Origin of the sequence: Nostoc sp. WHI, from assembly GCF_015714725.1 — a bacterium.
Lineage (GTDB): Bacteria > Cyanobacteriota > Cyanobacteriia > Cyanobacteriales > Nostocaceae > Nostoc.
On the sequence record NZ_WBKM01000055.1, the window covers coordinates 1 to 24,425 of the forward strand.

At 43.3% G+C, this 24,425-nt stretch carries 6 protein-coding genes and 2 pseudogenes; 7 read left to right on the plus strand and 1 reads right to left on the minus strand.

Features of this window, described 5'->3' with window-relative positions; genetic code table 11:
• The 3 genes and pseudogenes from F8S12_RS05630 to F8S12_RS05640 all read left to right on the plus strand — a co-directional run.
• Positions 1 to 415: pseudogene (locus tag F8S12_RS05630) on the plus strand (hypothetical protein); the annotation flags it as partial.
• A 1-nt stretch (position 416) separates the two neighbouring features.
• Positions 417 to 569 carry a hypothetical protein gene (locus F8S12_RS05635; protein ID WP_196515361.1) on the plus strand — a complete coding sequence of 51 codons (153 nt, stop codon included), beginning with the start codon at positions 417 to 419 and terminating at the stop codon, positions 567 to 569.
• A gap of 500 nt (positions 570 to 1,069) precedes the next feature.
• On the plus strand, positions 1,070 to 1,657 hold the full coding sequence (locus F8S12_RS05640; protein WP_196515362.1) for a Uma2 family endonuclease: 588 nt from the start codon (positions 1,070 to 1,072) through the stop codon (positions 1,655 to 1,657).
• 474 nt (positions 1,658 to 2,131) lie between these two features.
• Here the strand turns inward: F8S12_RS05640 and F8S12_RS05645 are convergent, their stop codons facing one another.
• Positions 2,132 to 2,404: a hypothetical protein gene (locus tag F8S12_RS05645; protein ID WP_331001353.1), complete on the minus strand. Its 273-nt coding sequence runs from the start codon at positions 2,402 to 2,404 to the stop codon at positions 2,132 to 2,134.
• A 396-nt stretch (positions 2,405 to 2,800) separates the two neighbouring features.
• On the opposite strand from F8S12_RS05645, the gene F8S12_RS05650 reads away from it, so the two are divergent.
• The 4 genes and pseudogenes from F8S12_RS05650 (at position 2,801) to F8S12_RS05660 (ending at position 24,424) form a co-directional block, all read left to right on the plus strand.
• Positions 2,801 to 3,328: an EF-hand domain-containing protein gene (locus F8S12_RS05650; protein ID WP_196515363.1), complete on the plus strand. Its 528-nt coding sequence runs from the start codon at positions 2,801 to 2,803 to the stop codon at positions 3,326 to 3,328.
• A gap of 64 nt (positions 3,329 to 3,392) precedes the next feature.
• Positions 3,393 to 3,482: pseudogene (locus tag F8S12_RS42240) on the plus strand (IS982 family transposase); the annotation flags it as partial.
• Between the two features lie 264 nt (positions 3,483 to 3,746).
• Complete coding sequence (locus F8S12_RS05655; RefSeq protein WP_196515364.1) at positions 3,747 to 7,076, plus strand: non-ribosomal peptide synthetase; 3,330 nt, start codon at positions 3,747 to 3,749, stop codon at positions 7,074 to 7,076.
• Positions 7,073 to 24,424: a non-ribosomal peptide synthase/polyketide synthase gene (locus F8S12_RS05660; protein WP_196515365.1), complete on the plus strand. Its 17,352-nt coding sequence runs from the start codon at positions 7,073 to 7,075 to the stop codon at positions 24,422 to 24,424. The genes F8S12_RS05655 and F8S12_RS05660 overlap by 4 nt, the downstream gene beginning before the upstream one ends.
• Position 24,425 lies beyond the last annotated feature (1 nt).

Here is a 24,425-nt window from a genome sequence, read left to right on the forward strand (position 1 = left end):
GAGACGTATAGCAATGTTAGGTAAATGGCTTCCTGGTTTATTTGGTAGTAAAAATGACGGTATAGTTTCAACAGATTTAAGAGTGGGAGATGCTACCCAAATTGAGGGAAATCTACCTTCATCAATCCGCGATCGCTACACATTACCTGCTTACACTACAGCACAGCAAGTATTGGATGAGGCTGAGGTGGCTGGCACTTTGAAGGCACAGAAGTGGCTACATACAAAGTTCTCCCGGCACAAGCTCAAACAGTTGCAATCTTTGGCAGAAATGTATAAAAACCAATTGGCATTATTCCCAAGAAGCCATGAAGGTTATCGAAAAACTTTCACTATCGGGCTGATGCCTGGGGTGATATTTACGAGTGTGTTCTTAATGTTGGTTAATGCTGGTGTAGCATTGGGAGTCAGGTAAAATGACATTTGAATTAGAGCGCTTAAGTTCTAGCGCTGTGATTAATGCGGAGATTCCAAACCGAATGATGACACTCTTGGTAGTTCTAAAAATAATCAGCAATCCTCACAGCAGCAGATTGACTGGTATGAAGAAATTAGAAAATGGGCAATAGAATTAGGAAGAAAACCGCATTTCCAAGAAATCAAACAGAAGTGGCATGAATTAACAGGGCAAGAATTAAATGAAAAGGGGGTGACTCTATTACTAGAAAATCTCGGCTACCCAGACAATTAAACTGGAAAGCTCGATATGGTAATCCGAAAGAGTACAGAAAGCAAGTAGCGATCACTCACCGAAAAACTCACAATTATTGTGTGTTCAAATATACACGGTTCTTCGGCGATTGTTTAGCTCTTAAATACTTGATGGAGCTTTCGGCAGAATACTTTGGATTAATTGGAGTTGAATAAAATGTATAACGAATACGACGATTTGAGTTTTGAAGAACTCGTTAGAGATTGAACTACAGCATATCTCAGTATCTAAGCAGTCAACAGGGATAAGGCATCTCACCCGTTTGACAATAAAAATTAGTGGGCACAAAATGGACAACAGCGAATGGATACCGATGGTAAGCTAGAAAGTACATAACAGTTAAATCAATGATGTCCCATGAACGTTGTCACACCAAAACGATTTACTATTGACGAATATCATCGGCTGATTGAACTGGAATTTCTAAAGGAGAGCGATCGCATCGAGTTGATTCGCGGAGAACTAATTCAGATGGTAGCCAAGGGTACACCTCATACAGTCTGCGGTTCTATCTTATGCCGCCAATTGGATCGGTTGTTGGGCGATCGCGCCGTGATTCGCGGACAAGATCCGATTACTTTGCCAAATCAAAGTGAACCTGAACCAGATGCGGCGATCGCACGTGGTAAAGATGAAGATTATCTCGCCCATCATCCCTATCCCGAAGATATTTTTTTAGTAATTGAAATTTCGGACTCAACCCTAGATTACGACCAAACAACAAAGTTAAAAATCTACGCAGAAGCCGCAATTTCTGATTATTGGATTGTCAACTTAAATGTTCGCCAACTTGAGCGTTACAGCCAACACTATCAAAATGCTCAAGGTGAATTTAATTATCTCAGCAAGCAGATATCTTTACCACATCAGTCATTAGCAATTCCTGGATTTGAAGATGTTTTATTAGACTTGAATCGGATTTTTCCCACGGTTGTAAATGCCTAGAAATACGCAATTTCCCCTTTCGCACCCAACAGTAGAAACGTTACGAGGCAGCGTCTCTTAAGATCAAGCACAGAAGACCAACGATAATCAGGATTGCTTTCATACAACGAGTTAATCTTACATTGTTGTATTAAGAATCAAGTTTACTTTTGCTGTCTCTATACAAAGTTGTAGTCCCTTTCAACAGCTGCCAACAGCTTTGCCTGCAAGGATGACAGATACGGTTTAGCAAAATCCCCAACCCCTGCAACAGCCAATCCACAGCCTCGTCACGGCTGGCCACTTGATGCAACTGCCGTAACTTGAGGGGGCGACAAGAATAGTCAAAGTATTACACGGAGAGGCATTCAAGTAAGATATCCTCTCAAAAAAAAACGGTTCTTATGCCCCCTCAAGTTTTTGGTTCTTCTTGTGGCATTTCTTCGTTTTAAACTTACAAAAAAGAAAATTATTCATCTGTTGAAATCGCTATAATTAGCAATCTAATGTATTTTCTAGTTCCCAGGGAGTGATGTAGCTACTATATTCATTCCACTGTTGGTGCTTCAATTTTAAATAAGCTGTGATTAAACGTTCTCCGAGGCTGTGGGTAAGAACTGTGTTTGCTTTTAGGCAGCGTAATGCATCTAATAAGTTTGTTGGTAACTGTTTTACCCGATCTAAGGGAAGCGGATTTGTATAACTATTATTATCATAACGTGGCCCTGGATTGCGTTTTTGGGAAATTCCATCAAGTCCAGCAGCAATAAGTGAAGATTTTTATAAGTAATCGGACAGAAATATTTACACATGAGATTTTAGACTGGATAAGGGTTTCAGGTCAAAATTGTGTAATTAATTTTGTCTTACTACTTAATAAGAAAGGTATTATAAAATTAGTATAAAGCAATCAAGTTTTTATATGAAGGTTAGTTAAATTTTTGCTTAACTGTCTTAACTGTCCTTGCACGTTGTCCATAGCTATAAGAAGATATTTAGGTGTAAAAAGTGTAGTACCCCTACTGTTTATTTACTTATAGTTTCTAATACTACCTTGGCTTATTTGACTGTCTAACTTAATTAAACGAGTCTACTTAAAAAATAAAGAGCCATATAAGTTCTAATTTTTTGGCTTTGCTGATGTAAAAATAGGAGAATCAAATAATGGTTAGCGATTTTAAAAAACGCAAATTGGCAAACCTATTCAGAATGTACGATAGAGACAATAGCCAATTTTTAGAAGAAGAAGACTTTACTGAAGGTGCAGTACGCTATGCCCAACGAATAGGGATAGAACCTGAATCAGATCAAGGTAAAAAATTGCTTGAGATAGAACTGAGAGTTTGGAATAACATCAAGAGATTTGATAGAGATGGCGATGGTAAAGTAAACCTTGATGAATATGCTGAAGGTTATGAAGCTATAATCAACGAAGGAAAACTAACGGGAATTTTGCAAGGATTTGTTCAGATTCTTGTATCTAACTTAGATAAAGACCGCGATGGGAGATTATCTCAGCAAGAGTTTGAGTTATTGTTCGTCGCTGATGAAGGTTCAGAAGTTTTTGAAAAGCTCGATATTGAGGGGAAGAGTTCTCTGAGTAAGGACGAAATTTTGCATCACCTGACGGTGTTTTACACCAGTGAAAATCTCTCGGAACCTGGTAATTCCTTTTTTGGTACTGTAAAATAGCCCGTGGTAGCAGATAGCTTTCATCCAGAAATTTTGAAAGAGTATTTTTATAACCAGTAAGCTTTTCTGGGTTCGAGATTTAGAGGCAATATTTAAGCGCACCCTATTGTTAGATACAAAACCAGTACTAGTAGGAAGTTACAAGCGATTTAAATTTTAAAAATAGATTAAATTGTTGGGAAGCAATTTTGATAGCTAGTTGTTAATTCATCTCAACCCAGTTGGAGCATTGTTATATTTAGATGATATTATCTTTGTAGAAAGACTATTTCTTAACTAGTGAAAACTATTCTAATTTTAATTACAACATTTTTAAAAGAAGTAGGTTGATGTAAATTGGGAATTTTTTACTTAAAAAGACTATATCGGCACATGATGTATATTATTGCCAAGAATGTCAGGATTTTAAGGAATTATAATGGATAAAAATGTAGAAAAAGTTTACCCACTCTCTTCTGGACAAGAAGCAATGTGGTTTATCTACCAAATTGCTCCAGAGAGTGTTGCTTATAATATATTTATTACCGCAAAAATTAATTCATATTTAAATATTGCTGCTGTCAATCGTGTTTGGCAAAAGATTATTGAACACTATCCTATTCTCCGAACCACATATACTATTTATGAAGGCAAACCCGTTCAGCAAGTTAATCGACAACATAAATTTAATCTTGATGTAGCAGATGCCAGCAATTGGAATGAAAACCAATTAAAAGAGAAAATATTTGCTATAACTGACCGTCCTTTTAACTTAGAAAAAGATTTAGCTTTGAGGGTTAATTTATTTACTCGTTCAGCAGAAGAACACATTCTCTTGCTAACAATGCACCACATTGCAGGTGATATGTGGTCTTTTGATTTACTGCTGAGTGAATTTCAAGCTTTGTATGCTAAAGAAATTGAGCAAGATAGTCAAAAGCAGACAGAAACACAAGATTTTTTTACCAACAATAAATCTTATCTAGATTTTGTCAACTGGCAATCAGAAATGCTCTCTAGTTCCAAGGGAGAAAAACAGTGGCGATACTGGGAAAAGCAATTAGCTGGCGACTTACCAATTTTGAATTTGCTCCCAGATAAAAACCGCCCCCCAGTACAAACTTATCAAGGAGCTTCTTATATTAAACAGCTAGATGAACAGCTAAATCAAAAACTCAAACATCTAGCTGTAGCTTCTGGAACAAGCCCTTACCAGATTATGCTCACAGCATTTTACGTGCTACTTTATCGCTACACCAATCAACAAGACATCCTAGTAGGTAGTCCCATGAGAGGTCGATGGGGCAAAGAGTTTAAAGAGATTGTTGGCTACTTCGTCAACCTGACCGTTTTACGAGTTGCTATCAGGGAAAATGCTACATTCAGCGAACTTCTTGCCCAAGTCAGTAAAACAGTTAGAGAAGCTCAAAAGCATCAAGATTACCCTTTTTCTTTGTTAGCAGAACAACTCCAGCAACAGCGCGATCCTAGTCGTTCTCCTTTGTGTCAAGTTAGTTTTACTTGGCAAGCTCAAGGTTGGTGCGAACCAAAAGAGAATTCATTGCACATTCAAGAAGAAGTGCTTCAGATGGAGCCATACTTGCTTGGACAAAGAGGTGCAAACCAAGATTTGAGTTTAATGGTGAGAGAAGCTAAGGGAGTTGTCGAACCCTGTTGGCAATACAATACTGACTTGTTTGAGGCTATCACAATCAAGCGCATGGCAAGGCATTTTGAGACATTGCTGGAAGATATTGTTGCTAACCCACAGCAGCAAATTTCAAAATTACCTCTGCTGACAGAAGTTGAACAACATCAACTGTTAGTTGAGTGGAACAATACTCAGGCGAACTATCCGCTAGATAAGTGTATCCATCAATTGTTTGAGGAACAGGTAGAGAATACACCAAATGCAGTAGCGGTGGTATTTGAAAATCAACAACTTACCTACCGCCAGTTGAATACTCGCGCTAATCAATTGGCGCACTACTTGAAGTCTTTGGGTATAGGTACAGATGTGCTGGTAGGGTTGTGTGTGGAGCGATCGCTAGACACAATTATCGGCATATTAGGCATTGTCAAAGCTGGTGGTGCTTATGTTCCTCTCGACCCAGAGTATCCCCAAGAACGTCTAAGTTTCATGCTCGCAGACAGTCAGGCGCAGGTTTTATTGACCCAACGCCTACTAGTTGAGAAATTAGGCAAGCATGAGATACCTGTAGTTTATTTAGACTCTGACTGGCAGAAAATAGCTCAATTAGATGACAATAATCTAGAAAATACAACGACTGCCAACAATTTAATCTATGCGATCTTCACTTCTGGCTCAACTGGTAGAGCTAAAGGTGTGGCTATTGAACACAGGCAATTACTCAATTATCTTAATGGAATTCAGGAAAAACTGTTCTCGGAAGCAGGTGGACAATTTGCTTTAGTCTCTACATTTGCTGCTGATTTAGGGAATACCGTCATCTTTCCTTGTTTAACTAATGGTGGATGTCTGCACATTCTATCGGAAGCCAGAATATCTGACTCAAACGCCTTTTTAGAGTACTGCCAACAAAATCCTTTTGATTATCTCAAAATAGTTCCTTCACACTTAGCGGCTTTGTTATTTTCTGCTAAACCTGAAACGAGATTACCCTGGCGGCGATTAATTTTAGGTGGTGAAGCCACCAGTGGAAATTTAGTGGAGAAACTGCTAATTCATGCACCGCAATGTCAGATATTCAACCATTACGGGCCGACTGAAGCCACTGTTGGTGTACTCACTTTTAAAGTGGAGTCTCACCTAATATCTAATACAGCTTCTCCTACACAAACTGTTCCTTTAGGTCGTCCTTTAGCGAATACACAAATTTATCTCTTAGATCGCTATCTTCAACCAGTACCCATAGGTGTACCAGGAGAATTGCATATTGGTGGTGCATCTTTAGCACGAGGCTACCTCAATCATCCAGAGTTAACACAAGAAAAATTCATCTCTAACCCCTTTAGCACTGATCCTCATTCCCGTCTCTATAAAACTGGAGATTTAGCCCATTATTTGCCCGATGGCAATATCGAATACTTAGGACGCATAGATAATCAAGTAAAAATCCGGGGTTTTCGGATTGAATTGGGAGAAATCGAAGCAGTCTTAGGACAGAATCCTCATGTGCAAACCTCTTGTGTCATCGCTCGTGAAGATAACCCAGGAATTAAACGCTTATTTGCTTACATAGTGCCGCAAAAAGAGGTGACACCAACAACAGACGAACTGCGGCAATTTCTGAAAGCTAGGCTGCCGGAGTACATGATTCCTAGTGCTTTCGTCATCTTAGAAGCCCTACCTTTAACTCCCAATGGCAAAGTAAACCGCCGCGCATTACCTGCACCAGACTTGCGTGAGGGGCTAGAACTGAGTTTTGTTGCGCCGCGCACCCCGGAAGAAGAAATTTTAGCCCAGATTTGGTCTCAAGTTCTGCGAGTGGAGCAAGTAGGTATACATGATAACTTCTTTGAACTCGGTGGCGATTCCATTCTCACTATTCTAATCATCACTAGAGCAAGGCAAGCAGGATTGCAACTGACTCCCAAGCAATTATTTACTCATCAAACCATCGCCGAATTAGCGGCAGTGGCAGAAAAAATCAAAGAGGTACTAACAGAAGAAGAATTAGTCAATAATTTATCTTCTGATTCTAAAACTGATGGTTGTACTACCGAAGATTTTCCGTTATTACAACTGAACCAAACAGAACTAGATCAAATATTTGCAAATCTATGAAATCAGATATTAAAAACACAAACAGACAAAATATTGAAGAAATTTATCCCCTATCTCCGATGCAACAGGGGATGCTGTTTCATAGTTTGTACGATCCAGAATCAGGCGTATATTTTGCTCAGGTAAGTTGCACTTTGACGGGGAATTTGGATGTGCAAACCTTTGAGCAAGCTTGGGAGAAAATAGTAGCAAAGCATTCCATCTTCCGCACGGCTTTTGTTTGGGAATCTTTGAGCCAGCCTGTACAAGTAGTGTATCGGCAGGTGCAGGTTACTGTCGAAACCTATAACTGGCAGGAGTTATCTGTACAAGAACAGCAACAGCAATTAGAAATTTTCTTAGAATGTGACCGACAAAAGGGCTTGCAATTATCTCAAGCTCCATTGATGCGCCTACATCTGATCCAATTAAATAGAAATACTTACCAATTTGTTTGGAGTAGTCATCATTTATTACTAGATGGTTGGTCTTTACCATTAGTTTTTCAAGACCTGTTGAACTTCTATCAAGCAATTTCTCAGGGTGAAACTTTCCGTTATCAACCAACTGTCACCTACCGCAACTATATTGCTTGGCTACAAAAACAGGATCAAAAACAAGCTGAAAAGTTCTGGAAACAAAAACTCCAAGGGTTTACCGCACCCACTCATTTGACAGTGGAGAAACCCCTATCAGATAAATACGGTATCAGCTATGGTGAACAAAAAATTCAGTTCACAGCGTCGCTAACAACGGCACTCCAGTCTTTTGTACGCCAAAATCGCTTGACTCTTAATAATTTAGTACAAGCAACTTGGGCATTATTACTGTCTCGCTACAGCCAAGAAACAGATGTAGTTTTTGGTATGACTGTATCTGGTCGGGAGCCTTCTATTGTTGGAATCGAATCAATGGTGGGACTATTTATCAACACCATGCCCATACGAGTTCAAGTTGCAGCAGACACCCAAGTGCTGGCTTTATTGAAAGATTTACAAGTGCAGCAGGTAGAGTCTGAGCAATACTCCTATAGTTCATTAGCAGAGATTCAAGGGTGGAGTGAAATCCCTAGAGGAACACCTTTGTTTGATAGTATTGTTGTCTTTGAGAATTTTCATGTTGATGCTGCCCGAAAATCACACAATGATAGTTTCACTATAGAGAATATTCACTTATCTCAACATACTAATTATCCTCTAACAGTTGTTGCTTACCCTGGTCAGCAATTACAGATAAGGATGAGCTACAATACCAGCCAATTTGATGATGCAGCGATCGCCCGAATGTTGGGCCATTTCCAAACATTGATAGAAGGCATAATCGCCAACCCACAGCAGCGAGTTTCTCAATTGCCAATGCTAACAGCAGGTGAGCAACAGCAGTTATTAGTTGAGTGGAACAATACTCAGGCGGAGTATCCCCAGAATCAGTGTATCCATCAGTTGTTTGAGGAGCAGGTGCAGCGTACCCCCGATACAGTGGCGGTGACGTTTGGCAATCAACAACTGACTTATCAACAATTAAACACCCAAGCTAACCAATTGGCGCATTACTTAAAATCTTTGGGTGTAGGTGTAGATGTGCTGGTGGGGATTTGTGTAGAACGCTCACTAGAAATGATTGTGGGTATACTCGGCATTCTCAAGGCGGGTGGTGCGTATGTCCCGCTTGATCCAGAATATCCCCAAGAGCGTTTGAGCTTTATGTTAGAAGATGCTCAACTTCCCGTGCTGTTAACTCAACAGCATTTAGTAGAGTCTGTTTCTCAACATCAAGCGCGTGTCATCTGCATAGATACCGATTGGGAAAAAATTGCTCAAGAGTGCAAGACAAACCTGGAAAACACCGTAACACCTAATAATCTGGCTTATGTCATTTACACTTCAGGTTCTACAGGTAAGCCCAAAGGTGTTTTAGTCAATCACGCTAATGTAGTGCGTTTATTTGCAGCGACAGACTTTTGGTATCACTTCAACTCTCAAGATGTCTGGACACTGTTCCACTCTTATGCCTTCGACTTCTCTGTTTGGGAAATTTGGGGAGCTTTGTTCTATGGTGGACGACTGGTAGTAGTACCGTACTTAGTGACGCGATCGCCTGAATCATTTTATGAGTTATTGTGTCAAGAAAAAGTCACTGTTCTCAATCAAACACCTTCAGCCTTCCGCCAGTTAATTCAAGCCGAACAATCTATAGGAACTGCTAACGATTCAAGCTTACGCTTGGTAATTTTCGGTGGAGAAGCCTTAGAACTCCAGAGTTTGCAGCCTTGGTTTGACCGACATGGCGACTCCTCACCCCAGTTAGTGAATATGTACGGGATTACAGAAACTACCGTACACGTTACCTATCGTCCCTTGAGCAAAGCTGATTTGCATGATACGGCTAGTGTCATTGGATGCCTAATTCCTGACTTACAGGTATATCTGCTAGACCAAAATTTACAGCCAGTACCAATTGGTGTCAGGGGTGAGATGTACGTCGGTGGTGCTGGGGTGACTCGTGGCTATTTGAATCGTCCTGAATTGACTCAACAAAGGTTTATCTCTAATCCTTTTGCGGAGGTAGGAGGGAGTAGATTATATAGGACAGGTGACTTAGCTCGTTATTTACCTAATGGCGAGTTAGAGTATTTAGGGCGCATTGATAACCAAGTCAAGATTCGCGGCTTCCGTATTGAGTTGGGAGAAATTGAGGGATTGCTGGCGCAACACCCAGCCGTTTGGGAAAACGCGGTGGTAGTGCGAGAGGATGAACGGGGGGACAAACGTTTAGTTGCTTACATAGTGCCAAAGCCGGAACAATCTACCACAGTCCAAGAATTACGCCAGTTCTTGGGCAACCAACTGCCAAGCTACATGATACCCAATGCCTTCATGTTGCTGGAATCTTTACCTCTTACCTCTAACGGAAAAATTGATCGCCGCGCCCTACCAAAACCAGACTTAGACAGCACACAACTAGAAAAATTTGTTGCCCCACGTAGTCCTATTGAGGAAATGCTGGCACAAATTTGGGCGCAAGTGCTGAAAATAGAGCAGGTAGGGATTCATGATAACTTCTTTGAACTGGGGGGACATTCCCTACTAGCGACGCAATTGGTTTCCCGCATCCGCAATTTGTTCAAAGTGGAACTACCATTGCGTGAGTTGTTTACTAATGCCACAGTAGCTCAATTAGGGCGATCGCTCCAGCAGTTGCAACAACAAGATATCGCCCTGACTTCTGTACCCATCCTCAAGCGAACGGAGAATGCAGAATTACCACTGTCATTTGCCCAACAGCGTTTGTGGTTTTTAGACCAGTTAGAGCCGAACAGCCCCTTTTACAACACCCACATCGCTTTACGTCTAGTAGGAACTCTCAAAGTTGCCGCCTTAGAACAAAGCTTACAAGAAATAATTCATCGCCACGAAGCTTTACGCACCAACTTTATCACCGTTGACGGACAAGCAACACAAATCATTCAAACACAAACAAATTGGAAAATCTGTGTTGTTGATTTGCAACATCTGCCAGCAAGCGAAAAAGAAATAGCCACACAGCAATTAGCCCAACAACAAATTATTCAACCCTTTGACCTAGCAACACAAGCATTAGTCAGGGCAACATTAGTAGTATTGTCCGAGACAGAACAGGTGTTGTTAGTGTGTATGCACCACATTGTCTCTGATGGCTGGTCAATGGGTGTGTTTGTTCAAGAACTAACGGCGCTATACGATGCTTATTCTCAAGGTCAGTCTTCCACTTTAGCGCCACTATCGATTCAGTACGCAGATTTCGCCATTTGGCAAAGACAGTGGTTGCAAGGGGAAGTACTGCAAAGCCAATTGAGTTACTGGCTTCAACAATTGGCAAATGCACCAGCTTTATTGTCGCTTCCCACTGACCGACCCAGACCGCCTGTGCAAACCTTCGTTGGCGCACGTCAACAGTTTCCACTCTCCCTTGAACTCACTCTTCGGCTGACACAACTGAGTCAGCAACAAGGAGTGACTTTGTTCATGACGCTGTTGGCAGCTTATGATACATTACTTTACCGTTATACGGGTGTGGCAGATATTTTGGTGGGGACACCAATTGCTAACCGCAATCACAGTGAGACTGAAGGGTTGATTGGCTTTTTTGTCAACACTTTAGTGATGCGGACTGATTTATCTGAAAATCCTAGTTTCTCATCGTTACTCACTCGTGTTCGGGAAATGGCTTTGGGAGCATACGCTCATCAGGACTTGCCGTTTGAAATGCTGGTGGAAGCATTACAGCCAGAACGAAACCTCAGCCATACACCACTGTTCCAGGTGATGTTTGCGCTGGAGAATTCGCCCATATCTCAATTGGAGTTAACTGGGTTAACTGTCAATCAACTCAAGGTAAAAAGCCCAACTGCCAAGTTTGATTTGACGTTATCAATGGAGAACACTGCTACTGGACTGGTGGGAGTGTGGGAGTACAACACTGACTTGTTTGATACAGGCACTATTGAGCGGATGGCTCTTCATTTGGCGACATTGCTTGAAGGAATTGTGGCGAATCCACAGCAGTGCATTTCTCAATTGCCTTTGTTGACAAAAACTGAGCAACAACAGTTATTGATTGAGTGGAATGATACTCAAGTAGATTATCCCCAGGATAAATGCATCCATCAGTTGTTTGAGGAACAGGTTCAGCGTACTCCTCATGCAGTGGCGGTAGTCCGGGAAAATCAACAACTAACTTACTATGAATTGAACTGCCGTGCTAACCAGTTGGCGCACTACTTAAAGTCTTTGGGTGTGGGAGCCGATGTATTAGTCGGGTTGTGTGTAGAGCGATCGCCCTTAATGATTGTGGGATTACTTGGCATTCTGAAGGCGGGTGGCGCTTATGTCCCACTTGACCCTGAGTATCCCCAAGATCGCTTGAGCCTCATGGTCGAAGATGCCCAACTTTCCGTACTCTTGACTCAACAGCATTTAGTTGAAAAGCTACCTGAGCATCAAGCACAGCTTGTTTGTTTGGATACTAACTGGCAATCTATTTCTCAATCGAGTGATACTAATTTAGTTAATAGCACCAGCCGCGAAAATTTAGCTTATGTGATCTACACTTCTGGTTCTACAGGCAAACCCAAGGGAGTGATGATTCGACATCAATCCCTAGTGAATTTTACGCTGATGGCAATTGTTGAATATAAGTTAAGCAATTGCGATAGCGAAGCGCCACCGCAAAGCACAGATCGCATACTACAGTTTTCCTCTATTAGTTTCGATACGGCGGCAGAAGAAATCTACCCCTGCCTGAGCTGTGGTGCAATGCTAGTGCTGCGAACCGATAAGATGTTAAATTCCGTGGAGATGTTTGTCCAAAAATGCCGGGATTGGAATTTAACAGTGTTAAATTTACCAACAGCATACTGGCATCAGCTCGCTTTTGAATTAGCTAGTACCAATTTGCTATTGCCCGATGCCATCCGCTTGTTGATTATTGGCGGAGAGCAGGCGCTTGAGCAACGATTAAGAATGTGGCAGTGTCATATAGGTAACTACCCTCAGCTAATAAACACATATGGTCCCACTGAAGCGACTGTAGAAGCAACGCAATGCAAATTGCTGGATTCAGCCACAACAGAAATTGATAAGCAAAAGATAGCAATTGGACGACCCATTCATAATACTCAGATATACATCTTAGATCAATACCTACAACCAGTTCCCATTGGTGTAGCAGGAGAATTGCACATTGGCGGTGCGGGATTGGCAAGAGGCTACCTCAACCGTCCAGAGTTGACACAGGAAAAATTTATCCCCAATCCTTTTGAAAAGGCAGAAGGGAGTAGATTATATAAAACTGGGGATTTGGCACGCTATTTACCTGACGGTAATATAGAATACTTAGGACGCATTGACAATCAAGTTAAAATCCGTGGCTTCCGCATTGAATTGGGAGAAATTGAAACCGTCTTGAGCCAATATCCCCATGTGCAAGCTTGTTGTGTCATTGCCCGCGAAGATATCCCAGGAGAGAAGCGCCTAGTCGCCTACATAGTGCCGCGAAAAGAGGTGACACCCATAACTAGCGAACTGCGTCAGTTCCTTGCCAATAAAGTGCCTGGATACATGGTGCCTCAGGCGTTTGTAATGTTGGAGTTCTTGCCACTAACTCCTAATGATAAAGTAGACCGTCACGCCCTACCCGCACCGGATTTACAAAGCGACGCAGATAAATATATTGCCCCACACACCCCCACCGAAGAAATGCTGGTGCAAATTTGGGCGCAAGTGCTGAAAGTAGAGCAAGTAGGCATTCATGACAACTTCTTTGAACTGGGTGGACATTCGCTACTAGCAACGCAATTAGTTTCACGTATCCGCAAGATTTTCCAAGTAGAACTACCATTGCGTGAGTTGTTTGCCACAGCCACAGTTGGTGAATTAGCAAAATCAATTGAGCAATTGCAGAAACAGGAGTTAAAACTGGTCGCTCCATTAATCTTGCCAAGAGCAGAGAATGTAGAAATACCACTGTCATTTGCTCAACAGCGTTTATGGTTTTTAGACCAGTTCGATCCAAACAGTGCTTTATACAATATCCCCTTTGCGTTGCGCGTAGTAGGAACTTTGCATCAAGTTGCGCTACAACAAAGCTTGCAACAAATCATTCAGCGTCACGAAGCTTTATGCACCAACTTCATCGCTATTGATGGAGAAGCAAGGCAAATTATTAGGGAGCAGGAAGATATATCTTGGACGGTATCAATTGTTGATTTGCAACATCTGCCTGGAAACGAGCAAGAAATAGCTGTACAGGAATTAACGCAACAGCAAGCTTTGCAACCCTTTGACCTAGCAAACCAAGCATTAGTTAGGGTGACTTTACTGGTGCTGTCAGAGACAGAACACATCTTATTAATGTGTATGCACCACATTGTCTCAGATGGCTGGTCAATAGGTGTGTTTGTCCAAGAATTAACAGCTTTGTATAACGCTTACGCTCAAGGTCAGCCAACCACTTTAGCACGACTACCGATTCAGTATGCAGATTTCGCCATTTGGCAGAGACAGTGGTTGCAAGGCGATGTACTTCAAAGTCAATTGGATTACTGGCAAAAACAACTCAAAGACGCACCCACTTTATTACCGCTTCCCACAGACCGACCTAGAGGAGCAGTGCAGACATTTGCAGGCGCACATCAAGAGTTTGCACTCTCTGTTGAGTTAACTCAGAAACTGACCAAACTCAGTCAACAGAAAGGTTGTACCCTCTTCATGACCTTGTTGGCAGCATTTGATACATTACTTTACCGCTACACAGGTGTAGCGGATATTTTGGTGGGTACACCAATTGCTAACCGCGATCGCAGTGAAATAGAAGGGTTAATTGGCTTTTTTGTCAATACTTTAGTTTTGCGGACTGATTTATCAGGCAATCCCAGCTTTAACGAGTTACTGGGTCGTGTTCGGGAAATGGCAATGGATGCCTATGCTTATCAGGACTTGCCTTTTGAAATGCTGGTAGAAGCATTGCAGCCAGAACGAGACCTCAGCCATGCACCACTATTTCAGGTGGATTTTCTGCTGCAAAATGACCCCCTCTCAACCGTAGAGTTGACTGGGTTAACTGTCAGTTCGTTGCCAATAGAAACTGCAATGGCAAAATTCGATTTGACTCTAGCGATGCAGAATACTCCTACTGGATTGGTGGGCGTGTGGGAGTACAACACTGACTTGTTTGACCATAGCACCATCGAGCGGATGAGGAGTCATTTTGTGACTCTGCTGGAAGCGGTTGTGGCTAATCCCCAAGAGCGAATTGACCAATTGCCTTTGTTAACGGCAGTTGAGCAACAGCAGATACTATTTGAGTGGAATGACACTCAAGGTGATTACCCTGAAGATAAATGTCTCCATCAATTATTTGAGCAGCAAGCAGAACTCACACCTGATGCTGTTGCAGTGGTGTTTGATAATGAACAACTGACTTATCAGGAGTTAAACACCCAAGCGAATCAATTAGCACATTATCTACAATCTTTGGGCGTGGAACAAGAGGTTTTGGTGGGGATTTATTTAGAGCGATCGCTATCCATCATCGTGACATTGTTAGCTGTCCTCAAAGCTGGCGGCGGTTATGTTCCTCTAGACCCTGATTATCCCCAGCAGCGATTAGCTGATATATCCCAAGACTCACAAGTTGCTATACTAATCACCCAGCAGAAATTGCTTGATTCCTTGCCAGTCCAAGGGGTAAAAGTCATCGTCTTAGATGCGGAATCTGAGACACTTAACTCTCAAAGTCAAGAAAATTTGGTGAGTGGAGCAAAACCAGAAAACTTAGCTTGTCTGTTGTACACTTCTGGGTCTACTGGCAAACCTAAAGGCGTGACGTTGACTCATGCAGCTTTGGTGAATCATAGCAGTGCCATTAGCGAAGTATTTGGTCTGACTAGTAGCGATCGCGTCTTGCAATTTGCTTCCCTTGGCTTTGATGTGGCGGTAGAAGAAATCTTCCCCACTTGGTATAAAGGCGGAACCGTGGTCGTTCGACCAGTACAAATGTTCTCTGACTTTGCCAATCTTGCCAAATTTATTGAACAACAAAAGCTGACTGTCTTAAATATCACTCCAGCCTATTGGCATGAATGGACAGTGGCGGTAGCTCAATCCTATGCCACTGTGCCGCAATGTTTGCGCTTAGTGGCTGTGGGTGGGGATGCAGTGCTACCAGAAACTGTTACCATGTGGCGGGAGTTAGTACGCGATCGCATCACTTGTCTGAATGTCTACGGCCCCACTGAAGCATCAGTAACAGCCGTAGTCCACGATCTACTACATCCCGAATCAGGAAAAACTAATACAGTCCTCATTGGGCGTCCCATCGCCAATACACAAATCTACATCCTTGACCGTAATCTTCAGCCAGTACCCGTTGGTATCAGAGGCGAACTGCACATTGGGGGTGTGCGTTTAGCAAGAGGCTATTTCAACCGCCCAGAATTGACCCAGGAAAAATTTCTCCCCAACCAATTTAAAGATCCCAAATGCGATCGCATCTACAAAACTGGGGATTTGGCACGCTACTTACCCAATGGCAACATCGAGTGCTTTGGACGCATCGACAATCAGGTAAAAATACGAGGCTTCCGTATCGAGTTGGGAGAAATCGAAGCCGTACTCAACCAACATCCCGATGTGCAGACATCTTGTGTCATCCTCCGCGAAGATACTCCTGGGGATAAACGCCTAGTCGCATACATAGTACCTTATGCCCAAGAGATCCCCGCAATTAGCGAACTGCGCCAGTTCATTTCCAATCGTCTGCCGCTTTATATGGTTCCAAGCACTTTCGTGGCTCTGGAGTCACTACCACTCACAGCACACCGTAAAGTAGACCGCCGCGCCCTACCCGCACTAAATTTACAGAGCGAACAAATAGACAACTATGTTGCACCACGCACCCCCACTGAAGAAACGCTGGCAGAAATTTGGGCGCAAGTGCTGAAACTAGAGCAGGTAGGCATTCATGATAATTTCTTTGAACTAGGGGGACACTCCTTACTAGCAACACAATTGGTTTCCCGCATCCGCAACATTTTCAAAATAGAACTACCATTACGTAGCATTTTTGCAGCAGCAACAGTTGCCGCATTGGCGGATTTGATTGGGCAATTGCAGCCACAAAATTTAGAACTAACTTCTCCATCCATCTTGCCAAGGGCAAAAGATGCGGAATTATCACTGTCATTCGCTCAACAGCGTTTGTGGTTTTTAGAACAGTTACAGCCGAATAGTGCCTTATATAACATTCCTGAAGCTTTGCGTCTAGTAGGAACTCTGAATCAAGCTGCCTTAGAACAAAGCTTGCAAGAAATTATTCAGCGTCACGAAGCCTTACGCACTAACTTCATCGCCGTTGATGGACAAGCAAGGCAAATTATTCAAACACACACAGATTGGCAAGTTTCCGTTGTTGACTTACAACATCTGCCTGTAAACCAGCAAGAAATAACTGTACAGCAACTAGCGCAAGAACAAGCTTTGCAACCATTTGACCTAGCAACGCAACCATTAATCAGGGCGACGTTACTAGTGCTAAATGAGGCAGAACATATCTTGTTAGTGTGTATGCACCACATTATCTCTGATGACTGGTCAATGGGTGTGTTTGTCCAAGAATTAACAGCGTTGTACAATGCTTACGCTCAAGGTCAGCCAACCACTTTACCACTACTACCAATTCAGTATGCAGACTTTGCACTATGGCAGAGACAGTGGTTGCAAGGCGATGTACTGCAAAGCCAACTGGATTACTGGCAAGAGCAACTCAAAGATGCCCCAGCTTTATTAGCACTGCCCACAGACCGACTCAGAGGGGCAGTACAGACTTTCGCTGGCGCACACCAAAAGTTTGAACTTTCACCCCAGTTAACCGAAAGGCTGACACAACTCAGTCACCAGCAAGGGGCAACTTTGTTCATGACGCTGTTAGCAGCTTATGATACTTTGCTGTACCGCTACACAGGTGTAGCAGATATTTTGGTGGGTACACCAATTGCTAACCGTAATCGCAGCGAAATAGAAGGGTTAATTGGCTTTTTTGTCAATACCTTAGTGATGCGGACTGATTTATCTGCAAATCCCAGTTTTTGTGATTTACTGGGTCGTGTTCGGGAAGTAGCTTTAGGCGCATACGCTCATCAGGACTTGCCCTTTGAAATGCTGGTGGAAGCATTACAGCCAGAACGCAACCTCAGTCATACACCACTGTTCCAAATGGCGTTTATGCTTCAGAATGCACCCATGTCTGAAGTAGAAATGACGGGACTAACTATTACTCATCTGTCCACAGAAAGTGTAAATGCTAAGTTTGATTTGACTTTAGCAATGGGCAGCACTGATGAAGGATTAGTGGGTGTATGGGAATACAATACTGACTTATTTGATGCAAGCACGATCGCCCGGATGGCGGGTCATTTTGTCACATTGCTGGAAGCAATTGTGGCTAATCCCCAAGAGCGCATTTCCCAACTGCCTTTATTGACAACAGTTGAGCAGCAGCAGTTATTAATCGACTGGAATGACACACAGGTAGATTATCCCGCAGATAAATGTATCCATCAGTTGTTTGAGGAACAGGTAGAACGTACACCGGATGCAGTAGCGGTGGTGTATGAAAATGAACAACTCACCTACCATGAATTAAATTGTCGTGCCAACCAATTGGCGCGCTACCTGAAGTCCTTGGGTGTGGGAGCCGATGAGCTAGTGGGTATTTGTTTAGAGCGTACACCCTTGATGATGGTGGGACTAGTGGGTATTCTCAAAGCCGGTGGGGCATATGTGCCGCTTAACCATGAAGATCCCAAAGAACGCCTAGAATTTATGCTGGCAGACACTCAGGTAAAAGTGCTATTGACTCAAGACAAATTAGTAGAATCTCTTCCTCAACATCAAGCCCGTGTGGTCTGCTTAGATACTGACTGGCAAATTATTTACCAAGAAAATCAGGATAATCTCAACAGCACAGTCAGTGCAGAAAACCTAGCTTATGTAATTTACACCTCCGGTTCTACAGGCAGACCCAAGGGAGTAGTCGTCACACATCAAGCTGTAAATCGATTGGTCTTAAACACCAACTATATACAGTTAACACCCGATGACTGTATTGCTCAAGCGGCAAATATTGCTTTTGATGCTGCTACGTTCGAGATTTGGGGAGCATTGCTGCATGGAGCAAGACTAGTCATCATTACCAAGTCTGTATTACTTTCGCCTCAAGAATTTGCTGTGAATCTGCGCTCCCACAAAGTTAGCGTCTTATTCTTAACCACAGCTTTAGTCAATCAATTAGCAAATTTGTTACCGCAAGCATTTGCTTCTATACGATATCTGCTATTTGGAGGGGAAGCGGTTGACCCCAGATGGGTGCAGGAAGTCCTAGATAAAGGCGCACCACAGCACCTACTCCATGTCTATGGCCCTACAGAAAATACTACGTTTTCTACTTGGTATTTGATAGAGGAGTTAGTAGACACAGCCACAACTATTCCTATTGGTCAGGCAATTTCTAATACGAAAACCTACATCCTTGACCAAAACTTACAACCTGTACCTGTTGGTGTACCGGGAGAATTGTACCTTGGTGGTGTGGGATTGGCACGCGGCTATCTCAACCGACCAGAGTTAACCAATGAGAAATTCATCCCCAATCCTTTTGCGAAAGCAGGAGAGAGTAGATTATATAAAACGGGGGATTTGGCACGGTATTTACCAGATAGTAATATTGAATACTTAGGGCGCATTGATAACCAAGTAAAAATCCGGGGTTTCCGTATCGAGTTGGGAGAGATTGAAACTGTACTGAATCAACATGAAGATATACAGACATCTTGTGTAATTACCCGTGAAGATATCCTTGGACAGAAGCAGTTAGTCGCCTATGTAGTGCCGCAAAAACAGGTGACACCGACAAGCGACGAATTGCGGCAATTCTTAAAAGCTAAACTGCCAGACTACATGGTTCCCAATGCTTTCGTCATTCTGGAAGCTCTACCCCTGACTCCCAACGGTAAAGTAGACCGCCGCGCCCTGCCTGCACCAGATTTAGATACTGAAATAGCAGATAAATTTGTTGCGCCCCGCAACTCTATTGAGGAAAAAATTGCCCTGATTTGGTCGCAAGTGCTGAGGTTAGAGCGAGTAGGCATTGATGATAATTTCTTTGAAGTAGGAGGACATTCTCTACTAGCTACTCAGGTAATTTCTCGCTTACAAGAAGCCTTTGGAACTTCGTTACTGTTGCGTTATCTCTTTGAATCACCAACGATCGCTCAGTTAAGTGAAGTAATTTCCAGTCAGCTAGAAACTGGTTCTAATCTAACAGTAACGCCGATTGTACCTGTTTCCAGAAATGCAGATATACCCCTGTCATGGGCGCAGGAAAGGTTGTGGTTTGTCAATCAGTTAGAAGGTGAAAGTGGTGCTTACACAATAGATTTAGCTTTGCGTTTAGTGGGGCAACTCAATGTTAAAGCTTTGGAACAAGCTTTTGCGGCGATCGTGCAACGCCATGAACCTTTGCGGACTCGCTTTGGGATCAAGGATAATAAGCCAGTACAGGTAATAGACCCCTATACAACCTTCACGTTACCAGTGGTCGATTTACAGAATCTGCCAGACCCCATCAAACGAGTTGAGCAACTGGTGGCGGAAGAAGCCTGCAAACCATTCGATTTGGCTAATGGTTCTGTGCTACGAGTCAAGCTGTGGCAAGTTGCTCAAGACGAGTATGTATTGGCATTCGCAATTCACCATATTGCAGCTGATGGTTGGTCACTGGGTGTGCTGATCAGTGAATTATCAGCCTATTATCGAGCGATCGCCACAGGTAATCCTATAACGTTACCAGAGTTACCCATACAGTATGCCGACTTTGCTGTGTGGCAGCGTCAATGGCTGATAAATGAAGTGCTAGAGCGTCAGTTAAGCTACTGGAAGCAACAATTAACAGGTGCGCCACCTCTGTTAGAACTACCCACAGACCGTCTCCGCCCAGCTATACAGACTTTCCGAGGTGGTACAGAACGACTGCAATTAGATGCCAACCTAACGCAACAGCTGAAAAAGCTCTCTCAAGAGTCTGGAAGTACGCTGTTTATGACATTGCTAGCGGGTTTTGTAGCGTTAATGTCTCGCTACAGTGGACAAACAGATTTGGTAGTTGGTTCACCGATCGCCAATCGCAACCGCACAGAAATAGAAGGGTTAATTGGCTTTTTTGTCAATACCTTGGCACTGAGATTCGATTTATCCCAAGAACCAACTTTTGAAGCTTTACTGGCGCAGGTGCGACGGGTAACTCAAGAGGCTTACGACCATCAGGATTTGCCCTTCGAGATGTTAGTCGAAGAATTGCAAGTAGAGCGGAACTTAGATCGCAATCCTTTGGTACAGGTGGTATTTGCCCTCCAGAATGCTCCCTTTGCGCCTTTGGAACTACCTGGTTTAACAGTTGAAGGGATGGCTTCAGGACTTGACTCAGTTCGGCTTGACCTAGAAGTTTACTTATGGGATGCACCTGAAGGACTTGGGGGCTTCTGCTCTTACAACCGTGATTTATTTGATGCGGCAACGATCGCCCGGATGATGCAGCACTTCCAGATTTTACTAAAAGCGATGTCTGACGACAAGCCGCTGAGCGTCTACGCCGCAAATCCGCAGCAGCCAGTAGCATTACTCCCCTTACTCAGCGAGCCAGAACGCCATCAATTGTTGGTAGAGTGGAACTCGACTCAGGTGGGTTATCCTCAAGATAAGTGTATTCATCAGTTGTTTGAGGAGCAGGTAGCACGTACCCCTGATGCAGTGGCGGTAGTATTTGAGAATCAACAACTGACTTACCACCAATTGAATTGTCGAGCAAATCAGTTAGCCCATTACTTACGGTCTTTGGGTGTGGAAGCGGATGTACTAGTAGGGCTGTGTGTGGAGCGTACGCCCTTAATGGTCATAGGACTGTTGGCGATTCTCAAAGCTGGTGGTGCTTACGTACCCCTTGACCCAGAGTATCCTAGCGATCGCCTCAGCTTTATGTTAGAAGATACGCAAGTTAGAGTACTTCTGACCCAAGAGCGACTGCTAGATAAACTACCCCAACATCAAGCAAAACTGGTATTTTTAAATGAAGTTTGCTCACAAATTGATTCCAATAACCAAGATAACTTGACTATTGAAGTCACAGCTTCTCATCTAGCAAATGTAATCTATACTTCCGGTTCCACAGGTAAACCTAAAGGTGTGATGGTTGAGCATAGGGGATTGTATAACTTAGCTCTAACACAGATTCAGGCTTTTGGTGTGCAGTCTAATAATCGCGTTCTTCAGTTTGCCTCCTTTAGTTTTGATGCCTGCATATCCGAAATCTTGATGAGTTTGGGGTCAGGGGCAACACTTTACCTGGCAACAAAAGACTCAATCATGCCAGGTACGCCGTTAATTGAGCGATTACGTAATGATGGCATTACTCATGTCACCCTACCACCATCAGCCTTAGCAGTCGTACCAACTCAGGAACTTCCAGCACTGCAAGCGATTATTGTTGCTGGTGAAGCTTGTTCGCCTGAACTCGTCAAACTTTGGTCAGTGGGGAGAAACTTCTTCAACGCTTATGGACCGACAGAAGCCTCCGTCTGCGCCACAATTGCCAAATGCAATCCTGAAGATGAAAAAGTTACTATTGGTCGTCCCATTGCCAACACACAAATCTACATTTTAGATTCGCATTTACAACTAGTACCCGTTGGTGTACCAGGAGAAATACACATTGGTGGTGTGGGATTGGCACGAGGTTATATCAACCGTGTGGAATTAACACAAGAGAAATTTATCTCTAATCCCTTTAGCGATGAACCGCATTCCCGACTGTACAAAACTGGTGACTTAGCTCGTTATTTGCCAGATGGCAATATCGAATACTTGGGACGCATTGATAACCAAGTCAAGATTCGTGGTTTCCGTATTGAGTTAGGGGAAATTGAAGATGTTTTGACTCAACACCCCTTAATACAGGAAGGTGTCGTTGTTGCCAAAATTGATCGCACTGGTGATAAACAGCTAGTAGCTTACTTAGTACCTGCGCTGAAAAACAAAGTCTTACCCCAACAGTTAGCTCAATGGCAGAGTGAGTACGTCAGTGACTGGCAAATGCTCTATGAACAAGCTTACGGACAACCGCAAACAACCGCCGATGACCTGACTTTTAATATCAGTGGTTGGAACAGTTCGTACACCAAACAAGCCATCCCAGATTGGGAAATGCGCGAGTGGGTTGAGAATACAGTCAGCCGCATCCTGTCTCTGTCACCGCAGCGAGTATTAGAAATTGGTTGTGGTACGGGGTTACTCCTATCTCGCGTAGCTCCCAAAAGTAAGGAGTATTGGGGGATTGATTATTCCAGTGCCGCCCTACAACACGTTGATCAGATGTATAAAACATTATCAGGTTTAGATAATGTGCATTTGCTACAACGAACGGCAGATAACTTTGACGGTATCCCCCAAGGAGAGTTTGATACTATAGTGATCAACTCTGTCGTCCAGTACTTCCCCAGTGTGGACTATCTGTTGCAGGTAATCGAAGGCGCGATCGCCACGATCGCTCAACAAGGTAAAATCTTCATGGGTGATGTGCGCTCTTTGCCTCTGTTGGAAGCATTCCATGCCGCCGTGCAGTTGTCCCAAGCCTCAGAAGACAAAACAACTGAGCAATGGCAACAGCAGGTAAATTCTAGTGTGGCTGCTGAAGAAGAATTACTGATTGATCCTGGTTTCTTTATCGCCCTCCAAACACGTTTTCCCCAAATTACTTGGGTAGAAATTCAGCCCAAGCGCGGTAACGCCCAAAACGAGTTAACGCAATTCCGCTATGATGTTACCCTGCATATAAATACTGATGTCCAAACACCTGTACTGAGCGATCGCGTAGCGTCTCCTTTAGGAGAAGCCGAAGTGACGGTAGTTCCTTGGTTAAACTGGCAACTAGACGGGCTGTCATTAAAACAAATTGAAAATCAACTACTCACCCGACAGCCAGAAATTTTGGGAATTAGGGGTGTACCTAATAAACGGGTGCAGCCAGCACTACAGATTTGGCAATGGTGGGAAAATCCCCCAGCCGTCGAAACCGTGGGGCAACTACAGCAACTACTAGCACAACACTCCCCAGTTGGCATTAACCCCGAACAGTTTTACCAGTTGGGGCAGGAACTCGGCTACACAGTCCAACTCAGTTGGTGGGAAAGTAGTCAAGATGGTTCTTATGATGTGGTTTTCTGCCGCAATCAAGCATACAAAGCCGCCTTCTGGGATAGTTCGTCCATTACTGCTAAACCCTGGACTGAGTACACCAATAATCCCCTATATAGTAAGTTAGTTCAGAAATTAGTCCCGCAAGTGCGCTCTTTGATCCAACAGAAGCTACCTAACTATATGGTTCCCCAAGCTTTTGTTCTCCTTAAAGCCATGCCCTTGACACCCAATGGCAAAGTTGATCGTCGCGCCCTACCTGCACCGGATACGGCTACGAGAAATCTTGCTACTGGCTTTGTTTCACCCCGCACACCTCTGGAAGCTCAACTGGTGCAAATTTGGAGCGAAGTTTTAGGAACTGAACGCATTGGTGTTAAAGATAATTTCTTTGAACTAGGCGGACATTCCCTGTTAGCTACTCAAGTGGTGTCACGAATTAACTCAGCTTTGGGATTTGGTCTATCTGTGCAAAAGATGTTTGAGTTTCCCACAGTAGCCGGACTTGCATCTTACATGGAAGTAATGGATTGGGCAGCAGAAGGTTTAGCGGTTACAGAAGTCAGTGGCCAAATAGTGGAGTTTTGAG

Bases quoted from the DNA above. Each gene is read 5' to 3' on its own strand.
- F8S12_RS05640 (WP_196515362.1), top strand. From the start codon at position 1,070: ATGAACGTTGTCACACCAAAACGATTTACTATTGACGAATATCATCGG.
- F8S12_RS05650 (WP_196515363.1), top strand. From the start codon at position 2,801: ATGGTTAGCGATTTTAAAAAACGCAAATTGGCAAACCTATTCAGAATG.
- F8S12_RS05655 (WP_196515364.1), top strand. From the start codon at position 3,747: ATGGATAAAAATGTAGAAAAAGTTTACCCACTCTCTTCTGGACAAGAA.
- F8S12_RS05660 (WP_196515365.1), top strand. From the start codon at position 7,073: ATGAAATCAGATATTAAAAACACAAACAGACAAAATATTGAAGAAATT.
- F8S12_RS05635 (WP_196515361.1), top strand. From the start codon at position 417: ATGACATTTGAATTAGAGCGCTTAAGTTCTAGCGCTGTGATTAATGCG.